Source organism: Paenibacillus sp. 2KB_22 (genome assembly GCF_052115745.1).
In the GTDB taxonomy this organism is placed as follows: Bacteria; Bacillota; Bacilli; order Paenibacillales; family Paenibacillaceae; genus Paenibacillus.
Genome location: NZ_JBFRHG010000004.1, coordinates 145,883 through 168,715 on the forward strand (window position 1 = coordinate 145,883; position 22,833 = coordinate 168,715).

At 50.3% G+C, this 22,833-nt stretch carries 19 protein-coding genes; all 19 read right to left on the reverse strand.

Annotated features, from left to right (window positions below; all coding sequences use genetic code 11):
• Window positions 1-10: 10 nt before the first annotated feature.
• On the reverse strand, window positions 11-1,639 hold the full coding sequence (gene cntA, locus AB4111_RS23080; protein WP_442033388.1) for a staphylopine-dependent metal ABC transporter substrate-binding lipoprotein: 1,629 nt from the start codon (window positions 1,637-1,639) through the stop codon (window positions 11-13).
• 215 nt (window positions 1,640-1,854) lie between these two features.
• Entirely contained in the window at window positions 1,855-3,156 is a 1,302-nt protein-coding gene (locus AB4111_RS23085; RefSeq protein ID WP_442033389.1) for an opine metallophore biosynthesis dehydrogenase, read from the reverse strand.
• 55 nt (window positions 3,157-3,211) lie between these two features.
• Window positions 3,212-4,168: an SAM-dependent methyltransferase gene (locus AB4111_RS23090; protein ID WP_442033390.1), complete on the reverse strand. Its 957-nt coding sequence runs from the start codon at window positions 4,166-4,168 to the stop codon at window positions 3,212-3,214.
• 42 nt (window positions 4,169-4,210) lie between these two features.
• Window positions 4,211-5,071 carry a diaminopimelate epimerase gene (locus AB4111_RS23095; protein WP_442033391.1) on the reverse strand — a complete coding sequence of 287 codons (861 nt, stop codon included), beginning with the start codon at window positions 5,069-5,071 and terminating at the stop codon, window positions 4,211-4,213.
• 337 nt (window positions 5,072-5,408) lie between these two features.
• Window positions 5,409-6,647 (reverse strand): amidohydrolase, encoded by a 1,239-nt coding sequence (locus tag AB4111_RS23100; protein ID WP_442033392.1) that lies wholly within the window; start codon window positions 6,645-6,647, stop codon window positions 5,409-5,411.
• Window positions 6,648-6,685: 38 nt separating this feature from the next.
• Window positions 6,686-7,744, reverse strand: a complete 1,059-nt coding sequence (locus tag AB4111_RS23105) for an LLM class flavin-dependent oxidoreductase (RefSeq protein ID WP_442033393.1) — start codon at window positions 7,742-7,744, stop codon at window positions 6,686-6,688.
• Between the two features lie 142 nt (window positions 7,745-7,886).
• On the reverse strand, window positions 7,887-8,759 hold the full coding sequence (locus AB4111_RS23110; RefSeq protein WP_339305856.1) for a LysR family transcriptional regulator: 873 nt from the start codon (window positions 8,757-8,759) through the stop codon (window positions 7,887-7,889).
• A 69-nt stretch (window positions 8,760-8,828) separates the two neighbouring features.
• Window positions 8,829-9,377 (reverse strand): NADPH-dependent FMN reductase, encoded by a 549-nt coding sequence (gene ssuE, locus AB4111_RS23115; protein WP_442033394.1) that lies wholly within the window; start codon window positions 9,375-9,377, stop codon window positions 8,829-8,831.
• 25 nt (window positions 9,378-9,402) lie between these two features.
• Window positions 9,403-10,320, reverse strand: coding sequence for an ABC transporter permease (locus tag AB4111_RS23120; protein ID WP_442033395.1), 918 nt, complete (start codon window positions 10,318-10,320; stop codon window positions 9,403-9,405).
• Between the two features lie 60 nt (window positions 10,321-10,380).
• The gene (locus AB4111_RS23125; RefSeq protein WP_442033396.1) at window positions 10,381-11,313 is read right to left on the reverse strand and encodes an ABC transporter permease; all 933 of its coding nucleotides are present in this window, start codon (window positions 11,311-11,313) and stop codon (window positions 10,381-10,383) included.
• 222 nt (window positions 11,314-11,535) lie between these two features.
• On the reverse strand, window positions 11,536-13,182 hold the full coding sequence (locus tag AB4111_RS23130; protein WP_442033397.1) for an ABC transporter substrate-binding protein: 1,647 nt from the start codon (window positions 13,180-13,182) through the stop codon (window positions 11,536-11,538).
• A gap of 210 nt (window positions 13,183-13,392) precedes the next feature.
• The gene (locus AB4111_RS23135) at window positions 13,393-14,736 is read right to left on the reverse strand and encodes an LLM class flavin-dependent oxidoreductase (protein ID WP_442033398.1); all 1,344 of its coding nucleotides are present in this window, start codon (window positions 14,734-14,736) and stop codon (window positions 13,393-13,395) included.
• Between the two features lie 323 nt (window positions 14,737-15,059).
• Window positions 15,060-15,338, reverse strand: a complete 279-nt coding sequence (locus AB4111_RS23140) for a glutaredoxin family protein (RefSeq protein WP_253440555.1) — start codon at window positions 15,336-15,338, stop codon at window positions 15,060-15,062.
• Between the two features lie 353 nt (window positions 15,339-15,691).
• A complete protein-coding gene (locus AB4111_RS23145) occupies window positions 15,692-17,416 on the reverse strand; it encodes a glycosyltransferase family 2 protein (RefSeq protein WP_442033399.1) in 1,725 nt (574 codons plus the stop codon).
• A 66-nt stretch (window positions 17,417-17,482) separates the two neighbouring features.
• Window positions 17,483-19,024 (reverse strand): GT-D fold domain-containing protein, encoded by a 1,542-nt coding sequence (locus tag AB4111_RS23150; protein ID WP_442033400.1) that lies wholly within the window; start codon window positions 19,022-19,024, stop codon window positions 17,483-17,485.
• A 5-nt stretch (window positions 19,025-19,029) separates the two neighbouring features.
• Window positions 19,030-19,761: a sugar phosphate nucleotidyltransferase gene (locus AB4111_RS23155; RefSeq protein ID WP_442033401.1), complete on the reverse strand. Its 732-nt coding sequence runs from the start codon at window positions 19,759-19,761 to the stop codon at window positions 19,030-19,032.
• Window positions 19,758-20,531, reverse strand: a complete 774-nt coding sequence (locus AB4111_RS23160) for a glycosyltransferase family 2 protein (protein WP_442033402.1) — start codon at window positions 20,529-20,531, stop codon at window positions 19,758-19,760. Before AB4111_RS23160 ends, AB4111_RS23155 begins: the two co-directional genes overlap by 4 nt.
• On the reverse strand, window positions 20,528-21,643 hold the full coding sequence (locus AB4111_RS23165; RefSeq protein WP_442033403.1) for a glycosyltransferase family A protein: 1,116 nt from the start codon (window positions 21,641-21,643) through the stop codon (window positions 20,528-20,530). Before AB4111_RS23165 ends, AB4111_RS23160 begins: the two co-directional genes overlap by 4 nt.
• A gap of 41 nt (window positions 21,644-21,684) precedes the next feature.
• Window positions 21,685-22,641 (reverse strand): glycosyltransferase family 2 protein, encoded by a 957-nt coding sequence (locus tag AB4111_RS23170; protein ID WP_442033404.1) that lies wholly within the window; start codon window positions 22,639-22,641, stop codon window positions 21,685-21,687.
• Between the last annotated feature and the right edge of the window lie 192 nt (window positions 22,642-22,833).

Consider the following 22,833-nt stretch of genomic DNA (forward strand, 5'->3'; position numbering starts at 1 on the left):
CATCTCCGCTCTATTTAAAATTCATTTTTTCAAAAGGTAGTTCATATTGGGTCTGTTTGAATGAGATTCCATCAAGACTCTCAGGAGCGACTACGGTGACACGTCCGTTGGTAATCGGGATGAAGACTGCTTCATCATGGACGATCTTCATAATGTCTGCATACAGGGATTGGCGTGAAGCCTCATCCGTGGAGACCATGACCGCATCGATTTTCTGATATAGTTCATCTGCTTCGGCAATTCCGCTCGTCGTATGCTTGTATGCTGAATCTGATGTAAATGCAGCAATGGTACTCTGTGGATCATAGGCGAGTCCCCAGGTTTGATTAAAGAGCAGATCATATTCTCCGGTGGCTCTCCGATTCGCGATGGAAGTGGACTCTTCACCCACGATCTCAAGCTGAACACCCAGCTCTTTCATGGAATACTGGATCAATTCGGCCTGTATTTTCTGTGAAGACGAGTTGCTGTCATAGTATAGTTTCATGGCTAAAGGCTGACCGTTCTTTTTTCTCACCCCTTCACCGTCTGCCATTGTCCACCCTGCTTGGTCCAGAAGCTTTTTAGCCATTTCCGGATCATATTGCCGTTTCTTCAGGTCTACCTTGGCGTAATTGACATTGGTTGAAAATAGCGTGTCCGCTACGGTTTGTGTGCCATTAAAAATATCTTTACTGATCGTTTCCCGATCAATGGCAAACCAAAGCGCTTCCCGAACTGCCGTTTCCTGAACCGGACTATTCTCTCGACTGCTGTTGGCAACAATCATACTCGTATTCATCGCTTCACTTCGGACCACTTGATAATCACCGGATTCAGCCAATTGGTCCATAGCCTCGACATCAATGCTGTCTGCTCCCCGGTCATCGGTGAACACAAAGTTGATTTCTCCCTTTTGTAATGCCAGGAATGTTGTTTCACCTGCCGGAAGAACCTTGGATGTGATTTTCTTGATTGCAGGCGCACCACCCCAATAGTCTTCATTAGCTTCAAACGTGGCATTCTCTTCAACTTTATGAGCAGTAAGCTTGTAAGGTCCTGTGCCGTGGAAACCACTTACTCCGTCTTTGGTGCCGCCATCCTTGAAATCCTTGGGGGATATGAAGACGTAAGGTCTTGTCATGGACAGTTCCACCAGAGCTGGATAATAAGATTCCGACAATGTCAGTTCCACCGTATGTTCATCGACAACCTTTACACCCGTGATTTTGGTAGACAGCTTGATCCAGGCATGTTTTTCAGCATTCGCCTGAACAGCATCGATATTTTGTTTGACCGCTTCTGCGTTGAACGGCTCCCCATCATGGAATTTCACATCTTGTCGCAGATGAAAGGTATAAGTCTTGCCATCCTCCGAGATATCCCATGATTCTGCCAGCAACGGCTTGATTCCGTCAGGCGTGTTTTCCACCAGAGACTCGTATAGCATCCCTTGTGCAGGCATGGAACCGGTGTACAGATGGGGGTTCATATCATTAATATCTTTGGCAGAAGCATAGATGAGTTCTGTTTGTACCTGACTATTAACGGACTGGGTTTGTGCGCCCTCTTTCTCTTTCGGGCTCTGTCCGCATCCGGCGAGCAGCGCAATGGCAGACACCAGCAATAGTATGGATGTATAAGTAAGACCCTTTTTCACAACATTTCCTCCCGATGAGCAAATAAAATTCAAACATTACACGAGACCACTACGTGGTCAGAACAACCTTCCGATCGCCGTTATCCCCAGATTTTTTGATCTCTTTTCCAAAGAGAAAATCCGGGGATAAATGCGAACGCTCCGCTTCTTCAGGTTCTTTCTGCCCACTCCGTTACTGTGTAAAACAAAATTTAATTTGCATTAATTAAATGTAACTAGACCCTACTACTTACAAGCCCGGTGCAGATCATGCGAATGTCTTCGTCAAAAGATTGGATGACAAAAGCATTGGACAAGCGTTGATTCGGGTGTACGTCTGCCACTTCCTGAAGCTTCGCTTCATAGGTGGCGATGAATTGATCAATCGTTGGGCTGCTCACATCCAGATGTCTGGCAATGCCCTGAATGATTTTGATGCGATAGTAATCTTCCTTGGGCATCCGCGGGATATCTAGCTCTCCTTCGCGGTTTATGAACGTGTGACGAAATGGCACCGCTGAGAAGTCGAAATATTTGCCTTCCGAATCGGGTTCAGAGAATGGATCAATCAATAGTGAAGTGTACCGTATGTATAATAGATACTCTTGATGAATAACCTGAAGCTGATTGAAATTCTCGATATCCTGGCGCGATATACTCTCTAATCGAACCGGATAATTGTCATCCGTCATGAATTGAAGCAGGTTGACTCCCTGGATATGGAGCCGGTCCGTAATATCCATAATCTCCTGCCACTGTGCCCGCATTTTGCGAATCAAAACTTGTGTAATTGGACCTTCAGGGTACATCTTGTATACGTATTTCTGAATATCCGAGGCTCCAAAGATGGCTTCCATTGAGAAGTCATTCATGAACAAGGGGGGATGTACGTACAACGAAATATTTCTCGTTTCCGCCTCCAATGGAGATTGCATCACTTCCAGTGCAACACCCAAATGCTCATACACCTGGCGTAGCCTACTAACCTGTTCAGATGGGTAACGAGTGGAACCAATATAGACCTTTTTCTTGACCCCCGTAGTAATCACATGATTCGACGGATGTTCGTGCATCCAACGGGTATCACCGAGGTAGGTAGAGAAACTGATTACTTCTGGCGTTGCATTCCGCTCTCTCATATAATGGCTCACGAGACGATTCGATCCAAACGTTGGAGAGACCAAAATGATACATTCAAGTTGTTTGATGAATCGTTCACTCATTTGTTCCAATACATCGATATAAGCATCCGTAGTTACAGCCAAAATGAGTGTGTCCCATTCACCGTGAATGGTGTCATATCCCTTGAACACATGATCAACAAAACATTTACCTTCGAGCGGTTGATGTTTCTCATTTTGAATGCTGACCTCAACACGCCCATTGCTCTGTTCAAGGGTTTCGAATACGGACGCTGAACGAACCGATGGTCTCCCCGCAATACCAATGCAGCAGTTGAGATGATCTTTGAGTGTTACTGCAAGCTGAATGGATGCAGGTCCGGTTCCGAGTATCAGAATTCGCTGAAGATTGCTCATATTAACCTCCTTTATTTAAAGTTCACCTGGACTCCACCTGAATTGACTTGGATGGCTATGCTTTCTGATACAACGCAATATCGAACACATCATCCGGGCGCAGGATCTGGTCTACCAGCTTCCACTTGTTACTGTCCGTCGCTCTCATCGGATAATTAAATAAGGACTTTAACTGGTCACCATATCTCATGGCTACAACCACCTGTGCATTTGTCAGGGCATGCAGTTGATCAAGCAGATCATATTTAGGGGCCACGGTAGAGCTGAAAATGATATGTGTTGCTTCTTTGGTATACACCAGATTTTCCAGCAATGTTGACTCCAAATGGATCTTCAAGCCTGCGCCCAGCGTCTCCACCACCTTCTGCCCGAGTGTAATGGATTCTTCATCAATATCGATCCCGACGACTTCTGCACCTGATCGCTTGGCGATGAGTAATGGTGTCATGGGGAAGGAACCGGAGCCTACCAGCAATACTTTGGAATCAGAGGTAACATGGAAGCTGCCGAATTCTTTATCGATACACTCTTCAATGTTTTTGAAATAATCGGCAATCTGCACATCCCCGTTGTCTAGGGCGTGTCTGGAAGCTCCGAAGGAAGCAGATTTTGCCGAATTTTCGTTCCAAGCAAGGAAGTTTACCGCAGGCGTGCCGGGGCACGTCAAGGGAAAGTGACGCAGCAGGGGGCGAAAAGGCGGTAAAAGATGCACTTCAGCGAGTTTCGAGACACGCCCTAACTTCAATGCACGATATTTCTCCATGATCGCCACACACTGAGCGGATTTATTTCTTAACTGCCATATAAGCGAATCAAGTTCTTCCAGCTCCGAATGCCCCAACTGTTCCCAGGCTGCCTTATTCTCCCGATCGGTCACAAAGAGGGAGTAGTCGTTGATCACAGCCTCCAGCTCCGCACTATGCTGAATCGTATGATCATACTTGCTCGCGAGCTTATCGAATTTCTCTGCAAACTCACTCAAACATGTCTGAAAATGGACCAATGTGATCATTTCTTTTCCCCCTATATGTTGTCTCAATCACTATCATGTACCTCATACGTTTACAACGCTCCATTCTGCTGGAGCATCTATGAAGGCTTTGCCTTGTGCCACAATGCCAACCGATCCCTCAATCGTAATACTCTCAAGTTCGGCGCCATTCCACTGGACCATCACTTTGATGGCACCACCAGGCTGCTTGATGTACTGCGTAATCTGCCTCTGCTGGCTCCATGCGAGATAGGCTCCCACGGAGGCCGTACCCGAACCACACCCTCTCTCCCAGATCAGACTATCCAACTCCGGAACATAGATGAGTGGGGCCATTTCTTCCGAGTGCGATTGATATAACAAGATACCAATCAGCTTATCTCCCAGGGTTAGTCCCAGTAATCTTGCAAGGGTCTGTGCCCTCTTCTTCATCGTATCGTCGAAGTCATCGACTTCAATCACGATATGGATGAACTCGGCGTACCGGATGATCACCATATCCAGCTCGATGCCTTCGTACCGAATGGTTCGTTGTTCAATCTGCTTCGGAACCGGCATGGTTACCTGGCAGTCATATTCATTCTGCTGCTTCTTCACATGGCACATGATCAATTGATCGGTTCCAGAAACTTCCAGCACGATGTCCATAGATTCCTCTTGTGCCAGTCCTGCTTCAAATGCGTGGTGTGCTGCAAGTGCCATACAGGCATTGCCACAGAATTCTCCTCCGGCCATCTCCAGACGGGCCACAGCTTCCGGTCTCCTCGTTGGTTCAATGAATCCCACTTGCTCAGCGTAAACGTTATCATACGACATTAAGCGGGTAGCAATATGACTGTATTGCTCGGTCGCATGATCCGTTTTAACCAGAATCGTCATGTTTTGAGTGGGACTGAACTTGATAAAATCGATCTCCCGTTTCATCGCAGTAGCTACTCCTGTTCTTCTTTTTTTGTTTAATAGTAATTATTACGATTAAGGTCGAGAAAAATATAGCACATCCTTTTGGGGAGCGTCAACAAATATTTCCATTTAGAAAAGACTGCACCTCATTCGTTCCTTCATTTCCACTGCTGCAAAAAAAACCAAACAGAGCTGACGCTTCTGCGCCAGCCCTGTATAAATACACCGTCGGATAAGATTCAACGAATCGGTGTTCCTACCTCGCTCTTGCTATAAAAAGAAATACAAAAAACGGTTGCCGCAGAACGGAACCGTTTCGATCTGGATAGGATCCAGAGATTCATTGTACCTATCACTCTTAATATACCTGCACATTGTGCAGTTCTTGCTCATTACGTAATGCTTGCTCAGCTAATGCAGCCAGAAGATGTGCTCCCAGCGGCAATGCCCGTTCATCCACATCAAAGCCAGGGTGATGCCACTCATGCGGGCCAGAGGTACCCAGGAAGAGGAAGAGGCCCGGAACTTCTTTTTGATAAAAAGAGAAGTCCTCTCCTGCCGGAGAAGGCAGTGGTCTAACGCTATTTAATCCAATCTCACTTGCAACTTGTTCCGCCGCAGATGCGAGAGATTCATCGTTGACCACGGCAGGTGGTCCCTGAATCCAGCGAACTGTAGCCCGTGTGCCATAAGCTGCCGCCACACCGGCGACCACCTGATTGAAACGCTCGCGAATCCGTGCACGCACTTTCTCATCAAAGGTACGTACTGTGCCATCGAGTATCGCTTCATCCGGAATGACGTTCCAGGCTGTGCCGCTGTGGAGCTTGGTGACGCTGATGACGGCACTCTCCTGTGCGCCCACATTACGACTCACAATCGCCTGTAGAGCCGTAACAATATGTGCGGCAACCACGATCGGATCAATGCCTGCTTCAGGCACGGCTGCATGGGTGCCTACACCTTCCACTTTGACAACAAAACCGTCTGCCGCCGCCATCAACGCGCCTTCCCGAATGCCCACCGTACCCACCTGAAGATCAGGTTTGTTATGCAAACCAAATACCGCCCGAACCTCGGACAATGCACCGCTCTGGATCACTTGCCGTGCACCTGTAGCTTTTTCCTCCGATGGTTGGAATAACAACCGTACTTTTCCCGGCAAACTGGACTCGCGCTGCTTCAACAATCGTGCAGCACCAATCAGAATCGCCGTGTGTGCGTCATGTCCGCACGCGTGCATCTTTCCATCTACCTGGGAGGCAAATTCCAGCTTTGTCTCTTCCTGAATGGGCAGCGCATCGATGTCCGCTCTTAGGGCAACAACAGGTCCGTCCCCTTGGCCTACTTCAGCGACAAGCCCTGTCCGCAGCACATATTCGTCTGCAATACGGACGCCTTCCTCTTCCAGCCAGCTGCGAATGGCTGCCGTAGTCTCCTTTTCCTCGCCAGACAATTCCGGGTTGCGATGCAGGTGTCGCCGAATGGTGATTAAACGTTCCGCGAACGCTTCCTCCCGTTCACCGTGAAGCTCATGCTCGGGGCCCTGTACTTGCTCTTTAGTCTGATGCTTGGGCTGTTCCAGATCACTTTTCATCACATGGCCTCCCATTCGTATATATTCACTGTCTACTTCTATCCGATTGCTGCTTCTTCCTTGGATTCCAGTGCAAATTCGCTTAGTCCCTGCTCTGCCAGAATTTCACGCAACAATTCAAATGAACGAATTCGCTTGGCAAAGTCCCGTGTAGCTGTAGTCACAATGAACTCTTCCACCGCAAAATCCTGCTGGAACTTCAGCAGCGCCTGACCTACGGTTTCCTTCGTACCCCGGGTCACACTTGGCTCCAGAATCTCGATTCGATACCTTTCGTTCGATTGACGTCCGAATTCTTCCGCCTGTTCCACAGAACCAACCGTCAGCACCTTTCCACTCTCCAGATGGATCTTCACCAGCATATGCTCGCTCGCAAGTCCTTCCGCTTCTTCCTCACTTTCGGCCACAATTAACGATATGGCTAATGCAGCGTAAGGCTCCCGCCCCTGGGAACGATTGAATTGTTCACGATATACACGGATCGCTTGAAGCGCTACCTCTATATTACTGTTAATGAACAGTGAAAAGACATACGGGAGTCCCAGTTCCGCAGCCATGCCTGCACTATCGACACTGGCTCCAAGCACATACAGTTCCGCTGGAATGGCGGACACAGGTGAAGCGCTGAGACCTGCAAGTGGATGCGATTGATCTTCAAGCGGCTCGTTGTGAATGTATCGTTTCACCTGAACAATTTTCTCTTGAAGAGATGCGGCTTCCTGAATACCTTCCTGCAACGCCTGTGTCGAACGCGGTAACCCACCTGGTGCACGACCGATTCCCAGGTCAACTCTTCCTGGTCCGAGCGCTGAGAGGATATTGAAATTCTCGGCGACTTTGTATGGACTGTAATGCTGGAGCATCACTCCGCCAGACCCCAGCCGAATCCGCTTCGTATGCGCAAGCAAGTGGGAGATGAGTACCTCGGGGGAGGAACCTGCAACATGCCCCGAATCATGGTGCTCCGATACCCAGAACCGATGGAATCCAAGCTGCTCTGCCCGCTGTGCCAGCTCAATTGTATGCCGAAAAGCATCCACCGCCGTTTCCCCTTCATAGATGGGAGTCTGATCCAAAATGCCAACACGAATACTCATCTTCTTCTCCTCCTTGATTGTGCTGAACTGTACTCCCTTGGTCCAAGGGAAAAATCCGTTGATAAATGCGTACGCTTCACTTCTTCAGATTGGTTCTGCACTCTCCGTTTTGGTGTAAAAGTCAGATTCAACGTTAGACGCTCTATAATTGTCGCAGCAGTTCCCCGAAGGGCTCCGCCAATGGCGAATATTCTTCCTTTAACGTGACAACGCTGATCTGCAGCGATACACCTGCGACCTCATGTACCTGAATGGGGAACAGCTCCTGATTCTGCACTTCCTTCTTCACCGTGAGTCCCGGGAGAAAAGCAATGCCTGCCCCTTGCATAACCAGTTTCTTCGCTGTCTCCGAATTGTCGACATGGTATGTAATATTCGGCGGATGTTCCAGCGAGTCGAAAGCCCGGTGAATGCGAAGCCAGTCCAGTGAACCACATTCAAAAAAGACCAGTTGCTCATGCCGGATCGCTTCCATGCTGACATGCCCGCTCTCAATGAATGGATGTCCTTTGTACACATAGAGCTGGATTGGATCTTCATAAAAAGCAACCGTACGGATCGCAGGATGCATGACCTTGCGCACAAAAGCAAGATCGATCTCCTGGCCAAGCAGTTTGGCAATCAGCTGATCCGTCGTTGCTGTCGTCAATTTGATGTTAATCTCGGGGTAAGCTTCCTTGATCTTGGGTAGAAAATCGGGAATGACATAATTGGATACCGATACTGTACTCCCCAGTCGAAGCGCATCCGGTGTTGTCCGGCGTTGCTGAATCTTCTGCTTGCCCTTCTGAATCACTTGCAGCACTTGCTGCGCATATGGCAGGAATTTACGGCCTTCCTCTGTCAGCACAATTTGCTTGCCAAGCCGATCAAACAACTTGCAGCCCAGCTCCCTTTCCAGTGACTGAATGCGAGCTGTAACCGAAGGTTGGGACAAGAAGAGTACTTCGGCAGCCTTATTGAAGCTTCCATAATGATTGATATATACAAATGCTTCAATATTCTCGATATTCATAAGTGCCTCCGTATCCACGTCCGCAGACGTTTGATCTTATATTGATTTATCCAATATACTTACTTGGTTTTATGATATCGTAATGCCATCCTTTTCCAGTGTCAATCTCAATTCATCCAGCGAGCGATCCAGACGTGTAGTAATATCTGCCGAGAGTACGAATTGTCCATCATCCAGTCGTTCAATTCCCTGATCCACAGCATACACACCCCCCAGGATATGTCTTCCACCAAGGGCCGCCAGGACAGGCTTCAATGCATAATCAATGGCGAGTAGATGAGCAATAGAGCCACCGATAACGAGTGGAAGTGTCAACTTGCCCCGTAGCCCTTCTTGTGGAATCAGATCCAGGAACAGCTTGAGGACTCCCGAGTACGATGCCTTGTATACCGGTGTAGCTACAATAACTGCATCCGCCGCTTCTACGATAGCAAGTGCATCCCGAATGAATGAGCTGTCGAACCGGGCTTGCACCAGATCCTCAGCGGGTAGATCCGCAACATGAATGACTTCAACGGTGATGCCTGCCTCCGTTAATTTTTGGCTGCTGTAATCCGTCAGACCTGTCAAACGCGAACGCTTGGAAGGTGATCCGGCAATAATGACGACATGTGGCATAACGTATTCCTCCTTGGTATAGCGGTCAAGCCGCTCCTTTTACTTTGGGGTCCAACCGATCGCGAATATCGTCTCCAATCAGATTAACCGCCAGTACAAACAAAGTGATCGCAAGCCCCGGGAACGTACAGATCCACCAGGCAACCGTCAGATAACCTCTCCCTTGGGATAGCAATGCACCCCAATCCGGAATTTCTTTCAACACCCCAAGCCCAAGAAAACTCAGTCCTGAACCCGTTAAGATCGATGTCCCTACGCCCAGCGTAGCCATGACCAGCAACGGTGACAACGAATGCGGCAGTACATGTTTCCAGAAAATACGCGTATTGGAACCGCCCAGTGAACGTGTCGCTGTAATGAAAGGCAGACCTTTGACCGATATGACCTGCCCACGCATGACCCGTGCGTACCCCGGAATGGAGGAAATGGCAACAGCCAGTGCAATATTCATCAGTCCGGGCCCGAGAGCAGCTGCAACAGACAATGCAAGAAGCACGCCGGGTACAGCCATCAGAATATCGACAGCCCGCATGGTGATGGTATCAACAATTCCTCCGGCGTAACCGGAGATAATACCAAGCGCACTACCAACAATGCCTCCCACAAGCACCGAAGCAAATCCAATAAGCAATGAATCCCTGCTTCCATGCACAACCACACTGAAGATATCCCTGCCAAAATAGTCCGTCCCGAACAGGTGTGCAGCAGAGGGAGCCTGCAGAATGGCATCCGTCATCATCTGAGTTGGATTATAGGGCGCAATCCAGCCTGGCACAATCGCACATGCCACGGTAAATACCACTACCAGCAATGCTGCATAAAAGAATAATCGGGATACCGCGAATGAGACGCGATAACGCCAAGGGCGGCGATTCCACAGACGGATACGTCCTACACTGCCCGCCCATGCTTTTTTGTCACCGGCCAAAGGTTTCATGCTCATGAGCAACAACGCCTCCTTCCATATTCCTTGTCAGGACTCTTCTGACTGTTCCATCCAATATCATGTTCGGACTGCACGCCGAACCCGGGGGTCAATGTACGAATACGAGATATCCACCAGCAAGTTCAAGACGACATAGATAATTGATGTGAAAAAGACGACACCTTGCACCACGGGCAGATCCTTGGCCATTAGCGCATCTGCAATAATACGGCCGATTCCTTGTCTGGAGAAGACGGTCTCCACCACAACGGTTCCAGCAAGCAGATCACCGATCAGCATGCCGATTACTGTTACGGCAGGGATCAGTGCATTACGCAGTGCATGACCATACATGATGGCTCGTTCCGAAAGTCCTTTGGCTCGTAACGCCACAATAAACGGTTCATTGATCACTTCCAGCATGCTGTTTCGTACCATCCGTACAATAAATCCTGCACCCACGAGACCCAGCGTAGCCGCGGGAAGAACCAGTGAACTGAAGCCGTCTGAACCCATGGCCGGGAACCAGCCCAGCTGTACCGAGAATAACAGGATGAGTAATATCCCCGTCCAGAAGGTTGGCATGGAGATGCCGAACAGCCCAACGAGCCGGGCGACGAAATCAATCACGCCATTGCGATGAATGGCAGACAATACACCGAGTGTAATTCCGATTGTGATGGCAATGATTGAGCTGAGTGCGGTCAAAGCCAGTGTCGCTGGGAAATGTTCCAGGATTTTTGGCAAAACCGGATCTGAATTAATCATCGATTTGCCGAAATCGCCGCGCAGCATATCACCAAAATAGTTCGCAAACTGGATGTAAAACGGCTGATCCAGTCCAAGCTGAACCCGCAGATTCTCAATCATCTCCGGGGTAACCGAGGACGGGTCCAGCATGAGCAGCACCGGATCACCCGGCAGAAGATACATGATGCAGTACACCAGCACCGAAGCTCCGAATATAACCAGAAGCGATGTTGCAAGTCGTGACAGTATCGTTTGAACCATACCGGGATATCTCCTTCCTGTATCTGGATTGGTCGTTCCTATAGTGCGTGTTCAAAAAGACCAGTTTTCAGTACCGAGAAGATGGAATGAAGCTAGAAATGGAGTAGCGGAGCGTAGGAAACTACGTGAGCAACGGACATTTCGGCTGAATTTCATATTCGATGCTGACCATGCCATTAGGCATGACTCGTAATCAAAAGTGGACTTTTTGAACAACCTCTGTTAGGGCTGAATGCGGACGTCGTTAAAGAGTGGATAACCCAGTGAATCGAATTTGATGCCTTCGACCTTTTTGGATGCTGCTACGGTATACGGGAATACATAGATCGGCAGAATTACCGCTTGCTCAATCAGATATTGCTGAATTTCATTGTAGATCTCGACACGTTTATCCGCGTCACTCTCAACCGCTCCCTGCTCCAACAGTTCATCGATCTTCGGATCAGACAAACCGGATAAGGTTGGACGCTGCCCTTCTGCACTCGTATGATAGAAAGCATATAAGGCATTCGGATCGGAGTTGACCTGGCTATTGCCGTAGAGATCATAATCCCAGTTCTGATAGATGACCGTTGCTACGTCTTTTGTAATTTCCACTTCAACAGCGATGCCTACCTGCTTCAACTGCTGCTGAATAATGGCGGCAATGTCATTGCGTTTCTCCCGATTGGGCGAACCATCGACATAACGCAGGGTCAGCTTCTGGCCGTCTTTTGCACGAATACCGTCAGCACCCTTCACCCAGCCTTGTTCATCGAGCAGCTGATTAGCTTTGTTGATGTCCGGGTTAATGCTTCCTTCCAGCGATGCATCATAACCGAGGATACCAGGGGACAGTGCAGACCACGCTCGTTCGTAGTTGCCCAGATACAATGTTTTGACAATCGATTCCACATCTACGGCGGATTGCACTGCCTGCCTTACTTTCACATCATCCCAAGGCGCTTTGCGCAGATTGAAAAAGAGTGTATATGGCAATCCCACCGTGTTAGCCTGCAACAGTTGCTGGTTCGGGTCGTTTTTCAATGCAGCGATATTTTGCGGCGGAACGGTCTCGGCAGCGAGTACCTGGCCACTCTGAACACTTCCGATGCGTGTCGCTTCTTCCGGTACAATTTTGAATGTGATCGTATCCACATGTGGCGCAGCTTTATTTTCAACCGTCTCAGGTCCCCAGTTGTAATCCTTGTTTTTGGCAACGACGATATCCGCATTTTCATCCCATTTCACAAAGGTATACGGACCTGTCCCCACCGGATTTTTACCCAGCTGATCGCCATATTTTTGGGCAGCCGCAGGGGATACGATTCCCAGCAGTGCCTGACTCAAATTGCCGAGAAAAGCTTGCGATGGTGATTCCAGATTTACCTTGATGGTATATTCATCAATGACCTCGGAGGAGCTATAGGGTCTAATCAGGGCTAGAGAATTGGCAGCTTTGGTGGCCGGATCAATCACTCGGTCCAGATTGTATTTCACGGCTTCCGCATTAAACGGCGTACCATCATGGAACTTCACGCCTTCACGCAGCTTGAACGTATAACTCTTGCCGTCCTCGGATACGCTCCATTCCGTGGCGAGCCAAGGTTTGATGGAGCCATCAGGCAGCTGCACAACCAGATTATCGTAGATCGTCCGGATGGCGCGTACCGTTACGGCAAGCCCACTGCGATGAGGGTCCAGCGTATCCGGTGAAGTCGCGAGTGCAAAAGTCAGATTGCCGCCTTCCGCTGGCCCGGTCTGATCCCCGCCCGAAGCCTGAGCAGCACCGTTCGTACTGCCTCCCGCCGCTGCTCCGCAACCGGATAATACCATCACCAATACTGCTGCCAATGCCATATATTTCATCCATGAGATAGACCTGTTCATATCGCTTCCCCCTCTGTGTATACAGGTGTCATTATAATGATGCTTATACAATACTTGATATATCCTATCAGTTAAGTCGGTTTTAAGGTAGTGTAAATGGTTGAGTCCATGGCTTATAAGTTAAACTCTAGACTTTACACGTTAACGAAGAGATCAGAAGCAATCCGAAGAAGCAACGCGTTTGTGTAAATTGAATAGTGTTCATCTCAATTATGCCAAATCAGATACAACTTGCTCCCTGGCAGCCGTATAACGGTTAACCGGAATTTTCACCCCAAGGTTACCTCGCAATGTATCGTGTTCATAGTCCGTACGATACAAGCCGCGCTCTTGCAGAATCGGAACAACCAGTTCTACGAAATCAGACAATCCACTTGGCAGTTCGGAAGCAATAATGAAGCCATCTGCCGCTTCCGTCTCGAACCATTCCTGAATTTTGTCAGCGACCTGCTCTGGTGTGCCCAGAAATTTGCTGCGTGGTGTTGCTGCCCGCAGAGCCACTTCACGCAAAGTCAATCCTTGCTCCTTGGCATCCTTCTTAATCTTGTCCGTGCCACTTCGGAAGCTGTTGCTTCCAATTCCGTTCAGCTCCGGGAAAGGCTCATCGAGTGCATATTGGGAGAAATCATGATGTTCGAAGAAACGGCCCAGGTAATCCAATGCTTTGTCAATCGTGACCAGGCTTGCGATTTCCTGATATTTCTGTTCAGCTTCCTCTTCTGTCCGTCCAACAATAGGATTGATACCTGGCAGAATGAAAATATCCTGTGAAGAACGTCCATAGGAAGCGGCCCGTGTTTTGACATCCTTATAGAATGCCTGAGCATCTTCAATCGTATCGTGTCCGGTAAAGACAGCATCCGCTTCTTGCGCAGCTAGGTTTTTGCCATCTTCCGAAGAACCCGCCTGGAATATCACCGGCTGTCCTTGCCGTGAACGCGCAATGTTGAGCGGACCCTGTACGGAGAAGAATTCTCCTTCATGATTAAGGGTGTGCAGCTTGGATGGGTCGAAGAATACACCGCTCTCTTTGTCTCTTACAAAGGCATCATCTTCCCACGAGTCCCATAATCCTTTGGTTACCTGCAGATATTCTGTAGCAATGCGGTAACGTTCCGGATGCGTAGGGTGGTTGCTCTTACTGTAGTTTTTCGCTGTACCTTCCAGCGGAGAGGTCACGACGTTCCAGCCTGCACGGCCATCACTGATCTGATCAAGGGAACCGAACTGTCTGGCTACGGTGAACGGATCACTATAGGATGTCGAGAGGGTACCCACCAGTCCAATCCGTGAAGTAACAGCAGCCAAAGCGGAGAGGATACTGATTGGTTCGAAGCGATTCAGGAAATGAGGAATGGATTTCTCGGTAATATACAGACCGTCTGCGATAAATACAAGATCGAACTTGCCTTCTTCCGCTTTTAGCGTCTGACGTTTGTAGAACTCAAAGTTAACGCTGGCATCTGCCTGTACTTCCGGGTGTCTCCATGTCGTATTGCTGCCTCCAACGCCGTGTACAATCGCTCCGAATTTCAAACTGCGTTTCGCTGTCATGTGCATTCCGCCTTCCTTGGATTAAAATCTTCAAAGAGAGTTAGCAAGGGCCATTCTGAAGGGTTTACGTATGCGAATTAACTAAAAATTAACTATTCCTATGAGTTTGGTTTGTTTTAATTTCACAAATCTTATCACTGCCCCGTAAAAGGGTCAACAGCGCGACTAATAGATTTTTTCTATATGAGCATTGAAGATGTGAATTAGAATCATTTACATCTCACGAAAGTTCTGAGTGTTGAACGTTCCAACTGCTGTACAACACCCTATTGCGTCATGCAGCAGCCGGAAACGCTTGATCCACAGGTAGATATTGATTTCCGTTAGACCGCTGCTGCTTCGTCCGGTTGTGCCAGAAGTTCAGCCAGCTTTTCCAGATCAGGTTCCAGCAAGGCTTCAAACTTGCCGTCCCCTCCCACTTCAATAACGGGTACATGCCGAATGCCATATTTTGCTTCAAGCACATCTCGGAGCACGTCATTACCCTGCACTTCAATGTTCTCGAAAGGCTGGTTTCGCTCTGTCAGAAATGCTTTCACTTCCCCGCAGAAATGACAGCCTGTTTTGCTCCACAGCACGACTTTTTTGGTTGATGATGACATCGACATACCTCCTGGTAGGTTTTTAAAATTATGATCCGGGTGCTTAAATCCGAACGCCCTAGACCTTCAATTCCCATCTGTTAAATAAGAATTATGGCTATAAATGTACTCCTGCGCCCCTCGTGCGTCAATGGATCTGCTAATAGAATAAACCTATAGCTAAATAGAAAGATTAAATTTTAAATTTGAAAGATGAATGATTTTACAGGAAAGAATCGCTCTGCTTCAGTAGTCCAGCTACCCACTCATATGTAATATTCGGATGCGGAATGAATCAGAGCGATTACACAGGATATCGCTGCATCTTCCATTCCGCATCATGCTGCTGATCCGGATAAACAGATCGCCTGACATTACAGATCCGGGTTCAAGAGCTGAGGTGGGGCGATAATGGGCCATCCTTCTTCCATCGAATTCAGTTGGTCCGCAGACACGCTGATTATATGCCCGGAATGTATACCCCAACGTTCTGCGGCATAGACCGATACAAATCGTCTCCGCTTGCCTCCGCTGATCTGATATCGAATCTCGGGTGCATCCACTGTGGCGACAATACTTCCTTCTGCCCAGACCTGGGGAGAACCCTGAACCACTTTGTTCTGCAACTGATGTGCCTCCATCGGCCAGCCTTGCACTTCCCCCGCTAATATCAGTGCTTCTCCGGCGGGCATGGCGAGCAGGTCCGGTTTGGCAACCTGAACAGGAGATATTCCACGCGGTACAGGGATGTTCAGCTTACGCCGCCGACCGCCAGTTAACGTATAGACATCACCTTTGGCATCCGACAGGAACGAGCCTTCCGGGTAGAAATCACAACTGCGTCTAAACTGTAGTACCGGATCTTGGCTACCCTGCGTCGAGATTCGCTGACGTGGATCAATCGGGCTTGTGTCTCTGTCCTCTAGTTGACCGGATGAGGTACCAGAGAATTGTTGCTTCGCCAACCGGGACGTCTCGGCAACCAGCGCATGAGGATCTCCCCACTTTTGACTATAAAACTGCTCGTTATCCTTGTTCACTACTGCAAAGTCCTGCTCACCCAATGCTTTCATGCTGACACTTCCAAAGTGATGGATAAAGGCATCACCGGCTACCGCAAGCTGGTATCCTGCCAGCTTCACCCGGATGATCCAATCGTCATCTTCAAAATTCCCCACTGCGTAACCTTCGTCCAGATAACCTACCCGTTCCAGCAGCTCCCGCGAGAACAGCCAGCAGAATCCGACCAGCCGATCAGTGATTCGATGTTTGTCTGCATCCGGACGATTCTGTGCGGCGGCAAAAGACCACATCTCTCCTACCTCACGATATGGAACCTCGATCTGCTGATCCCCGCCAATATAGTTGGTCACCGGACCTACCACACCAATCTTCGGATCACTGGCAAGACAAGTCATCATGTTATCCAGCCAGCCCGGAGTAACCAGCGTATCGTTGTTCAGCACAATGATATGTCGTCCTCTCGCCATCATCAGCCCATGATTGACGCCTCCGGCAAACCCCCGATTTTGATCCAAGGCAGCAACCCTCACCATGCCGCCTTTGCGGAGCATGGCCTTGGCAGTTCCATCCTTGGAGCCATTATCCACGACAATGATTTCGAAGGGGGCAGGGGTATGCTTTTCGATACTGGACACACATTGCAGCACATACTCCCGCTGATTGTACGTGGGAATAATGATGCTAACTCCTTCAAAAACAAGACCAAATGAACTCTGTCCCTGGCGGATACCTTCGTCATATCCTCTACGATAACCCTGTTTGTAAAGCCTGGCCCTGGCTGTGCGGCTGCTTTTACCATTACGTCTGGATCTCCGCGTTGAGCGACGACCTGCTGCATGCAGGACGGCCTTGGCAGGTCGCGAGACATCGCGCTGTGTGGCAGGGCGGGCCGCTTTTTTCCCGCTACTTATGCTGCCATTCCGGTTATTTTCACTGTGGCTGTTGTCACTACGAGTGCTGATATTTGGCGTGATGTTGTGATGACTGTGACCATTTCGACGGATGACGTTTCGAGCATTAACCTTGTTGCTGCGGCCATGACGTTCTCCCCCGCGCTGTTGATCGGGTGTGCTCATATTGCTCCCTCCATTTCCACTCGTCCGTGAGGCCAATGTGCATTTGACCAGCCCCCGGACGGTCCACTAGAGTTGAAGCTCTCCTTTTACCAGTTTGTCAGCCAAATGTCCAAAATCAAGAGCGACCTTGCCGAGTTCACCCGCAATTCGCCGACACAGAATGACCGCCGGAATACCCGCTGCCACCAATGCGATATCGAAGGCATGTTCTGCGGTTAGCTGCATCACCCTCGGAATATCCATGACTCCCGCCACGGAACCAATGATGCCTGTGACATGAATCCCCCGGTTATGCAGCAGTGCTCCAAGCTCTGCAGCCTGGCTGCCGATAAGCAGAACGCGCCGTCCTTGCAGCACCGGCAGCAATAACCCGGACTGGTGCAGACTGTAATTGATCGTGGAGCTGGTCAACTTCAGCCGGGACCAGTCGATTCCGAAGTAGCGCAATACAGGGAAGAGCAGCCCCTGGAATGTGGGCGCCCGAGAGATCGGGACGCCAACCCAGTCGGCGGCCTGTATGGCTTCCGCAAGCATCGCGCGGATGTCTGGCGTTGAGCATGGCACCCCTGCATAGGGCAGAAACGGTGCCAGCTCCTGCACTTCTTGGCCTGGCAGCACCGTATCGGCTGCCAGGGTGAGCAGTTCGCCATCTCCGAGGCGAACAACAGACAAGGGGCGCTGCGCATCCAGCGCCGCCGCGATGTGTCCAGCCATCTCATGCGGGCTGGACAGCCGGGTCAGGCTGGGCGCGTATTGGCGGAAGCCCGCCGCGATCAGATCTGCCGCAGCCACGGCTGGCAGAATGTGATCCGGCGGGATGTGCTGCGCCACCAGCGCCTCCCCGCCGGCGAATACGCCGTCGCGGTAGCCCTCGGCGTAGCCGCCGGGCACGGCCTCCGCCTGCACTGCGTGCTCCGCGGGCGGAGGCGGCAAGCCCTTTGCGCTGCCCGCCTTCGCGGCAGCAGCGCCATCCCGCCCCGCAGGAGCGACACCCTTCGGATGTGTCGCCTGGCGCGGGGCGGGGCCAGCACCGCTGGCAGGCATCGCCTGTGGCGTGCTGGCTTGCGGTGCTGGCAAGGGCGCACGGCGCATCGCCGTGCGCTGCTTGGCGCGGGAAGCGGCACGCCGGCCCCGCGCTGGTGCAGGCCTGCGCCCAGCAGTGGCCTGGCGCAGGCCGGCTTTGCCTTTGCGGGTGCGGCTGGATCTTGCCGCTTTGCTCGCGCTCGCTGGGCCAACTTTGCCTGCTCTGCCAACAACACTGCCTGTGCTGCTCGCTTTGCCTGCACGGACCTTATGCGCTGCGCCAGCAGATGTACCCGCTTTCGTCTGGGTACTGCGTTTCCCTGACTTAACACCTCTGACTCCAGTAGGCCCGGTACCTGCTACTGCCGGAGTACCACTGCCCATAAATACGGCCGGGTGGATGCCCCGGGGCTTACCCGAGACGGTGGCCCTAGCGGCCCCGGTGCGTGTCACTACTCTCACGCCATTCCCTCCTTTAGCATGCACGAGGATTGTCGCTGCGCAAAGCGCCGGAGCATCCTTCCAGCTCCGGCGCAGAGTGTTCTGCTCCCATGGGGCACCGCACAGCGGCAGCATCAGGCGCATTCATTTTAGGGCAATTGTCCTTTCATACGGACAGCTGCTTCCTGGAGCGAATCAAATGTACCTGCATCACTCCAGTATTTCTGCAAAATGTCGTATTCCAGTCCGCCAGCAGACGCGTAGTGATTATTCACATCCGTAATTTCAAGTTCTCCGCGCGCAGATGGCGAGATATTGCGAATCAGGTTAAATACATGATCATCATACATGTATATTCCCGTCACACAATAAGAGGTTTTTGGCTGGCTTGGCTTCTCCTCAATGTACGAGATTCGCTGCGGATGCTGTGGATCAAAGACAGGCACCCCGTAACGTCGTGCATCATCCACCTCTTTGAGCAGGACCCGCGCTGTACCAGCAGGTTGCTGCATGTAGCGGTCCACATAAGGCTTCAGATCATCGCTGAAGAGATTATCACCGAGAAGCACAACAAATTTTTCGCCAGGAAGAATAAAAGAGGTCGCCAGATCCAATGCTTCCGCAATCCCGCCTGCCTTTTCCTGAATACGATAAGTCAACTTGACCCCATGATCCGCTCCGCCACCAAGATACTCTGTATATAGCCCGGCGGAATGTTTGTTAATCACAATCAATAATTCATCAATGCCTGCCTGGCGGAGCCTGTCGATGCCGTACATAATCATCGGATGTTTACCGACTGGAAGCAGATGTTTGTTAATGAGCCGGGTCAGCGGATACAGTCTAGTTCCTGTTCCGCCGGCAAGAATTACACCTTTCATTCCACGTTCCCTCCTTCATCGGATATGTCCATATATTCAAGCGGATCGACATGCCATTTGTTCATAAAAATGGAACGATTACGCTCAAGCAGCTGTTTCCACGCTACCGGATCTGTCTTCTGGAAGCTGGCACTTCCCTGATGATGCACAAGAACATCTCCACATACCAGCAAGCGATATCCCTGCAATCTTGCTCTATAACAATAATCGTCATCCTCATAGTGTCCCGGAGAATATGCCTCGTCAAGCAGTCCAACCGATTCCACTACATTTCGTTTCATCAGCATGCACAGACCGACGATCCGGCGTACTTCCCTCCACCTTGAAGAATCCGCAACATTATTGGAATTGGCCAACTCCTGAAAATGTTCCATGTTCCGAAACGCCAGTTCAATCTGCTGGATGCCGCTTGCATAATTCGTAACAGGACCCGTGATCCCAATACTTTCGTCACTGTACAGAGCCGTTCGCAGGTTCTCCAGCCAACGGGGCGTGACCGTAACATCATTGTTTAACAGCAACAGCTCATCCCCGCAAGCTGCACGAAGTCCAGCGTTACACGCTGCCGGAAATCCACGATTGTCCGGAAACCTTACAAATCGAATTCGCTCCAACGCGCAATATTCAGCCGTTCCATCCGTCGAACCGTTATCTACAACGATAATTTCATACGACGCAGGATCGCCCGAGTATTGACGTATGGCATCGATGCAGGGCCTGATCAGATCCAGACCGTTGTACGTTGGGATAATCATACTCGTCAGTGTCATCTGGCGTTCCTCCTGTAAGCCACTTCTGCACGGGAGAGCGTATGTGCCTGAGTTGAATTCCAACCCGTACCCAGCAATGTAGCCAGTGCCTCCAGATGATCACCGATGATCAATCTGGCGACATCATTCCCACTTCCCGTGTTACCAGGACGCAAACGATTGGAACGAATAACATCCACCTGACTTGGTGCGGATACGCTCATACCATGCTGAATAGCCAGACTTTGTGCCTTAGGTGGAACGGCCAGTGATGCTGGCTTCACAGTCTGAATCATACGACGAGACAAGGCATGGGGCACGGCTGTCATGGAATTGGAACCAAGATCTGCCCGGCCTAATGTTCGGTTCAGATATGCCTTGATCCGGCTTACCTCATCCTGCCCTGCAAACGCAGGAAGCAAAGACGTCAGATTATTCAACGCTACATCCTGTCCGCGATCAACTGCATACAGAAATGGTGCAAGCTCTTCAGCCGAGACGACCATATCTCCATCCACAAAGAGTACCGACTCCGCGTCCGTCATCTTGGCTCCAAGTGCACGCCCAACATCATGTCCTGCCCGATCCGGTTCGTAGACTACTGTAAGTCCAGGCTGCTTCAGTACCTGTTTCAAACTGTCATCTGTCGTTCCATTCAGTACGACAATGATATCCGTCAGAGGCAACCGCTTTAGTTGCACTAGCACCTGCCCCAGTGTGTGTTCCTCATTACAGGCACAGACAACGGCAGCAGCCGAATGACGAAGGGGTAGCGGCACAATCTGGAATGAATGTCCCGAGGCATGGGCATAACCCTGCATAAATGCCTTACCTGCCTTCAGGGCTAGATCGAAGTTGCTTAGCTCCGTAACGTTCGCAGCGTGTGCATTCCACACGAGACGTGCGTGTTTGTCTGATGCTGTGTTGTTCGCCTTCGCCTCGTTTCCTGCAACTTGCCCCGCTTTCCACATCAAGTGCAGATCCACTTGGCCAGACGTTGATCGGCTTCTTCTTGTTTTTTGAATAGCTACATGCTTCTTGTTCCCATGACGCTTGTTAATGACTGTTCTTCCCGCTGTCGTTCGTCTAGTTGTTGTCCGCCTGCGGCGGGCAATTCCTGAACGTCCCTTCATTTCCTCACCTCCAGCATGCTGCATCATCCGATGCGACATGCTTACCTCGCCAGGTTGCGAACACGTTTCAGATCGGTATACCCTCCGCGGGGGCCGAGCGTATCCGTAATCCACTTGATCGCTGCCATATGATCATTCAGCACCACTTGACTTAGCGGATCAGGTCCGCTTCGCTTCTTGATTCGTACTGCATTCATTCTACCCACAGGTACGTGATGAACAGCGCGTACCCGAAGTCCGCCGATCACGGCCTTGGCTTGTGCGAGTGGCGGAACTTCCAGTGAGGATATCCCCATGACCTCAAGTCCTTTTCGGCTTATTGCATGTGGAATAGCTGTCATGGATGCCCCCCGGAGATCGGATCTTGCGAGTATGCTGTTCAACATGTGTTTGGCCTCCACGACCGGATGAACAGGATGACGAGTAACTGGCCCATGGTAGTCGTTAAGTGCCACATCCGTTCCCTTCAGCACAGCTTTCACATAAGGTGCAAGGTGCTCTGCGGGAATGGCGATATCTGCATCAGTAAAAAGCAATACCTGACCACAGGCCGCCTCTGCGCCTACTTTTCGTCCTCCATCATGCCCCAGCGCTTCTGCATACGTAAGCACTCGTGCTCCAGCCCGTTTGGCTGCATTAGCCGTACCGTCTGTTGAACCATTCACAATGACAAGCACTTCAGCATCACGGCATATCCGCCGCGCTTCACGCACAACTGCGCCAATCGTTTTCTCCTCATTCATAGCAGGGATAATCACCGAGAGCAGCGTGCGCTGAGAACCATCCCTTTGTGCAGGAGCATCACTCATGCCATTTTCCGCTCCATTCTCTACTCCATCCTTAGCCTGTGACATCAGCTGTCTGGATGGAATAACGAACCTATAGGCCTTTGTACCCTTTTTGTGTCCAGACTTCCATCTTCGTTTCTTCAGCACTGTTTTTCTGCGTGTCACATTTGAGCGGGTTGCATAACGTGCTGTGGTACGGGTTTTGCGCAACAGTTTCACCTCCCGCATTCAATCATCGGCATGCCAAGGGAGTACACGTTATTCTATGTATTCGTGGAGCAGTGGAAACGGCGTATGTCCTTGTACGAAGCAGGTTCTCCCTGTGAACACAAGGGTACAGGCCTTGATTTTAGACAAAATACGTCAAAATATGTGAAAATCGCTACCTCTCCCCTACTTCAG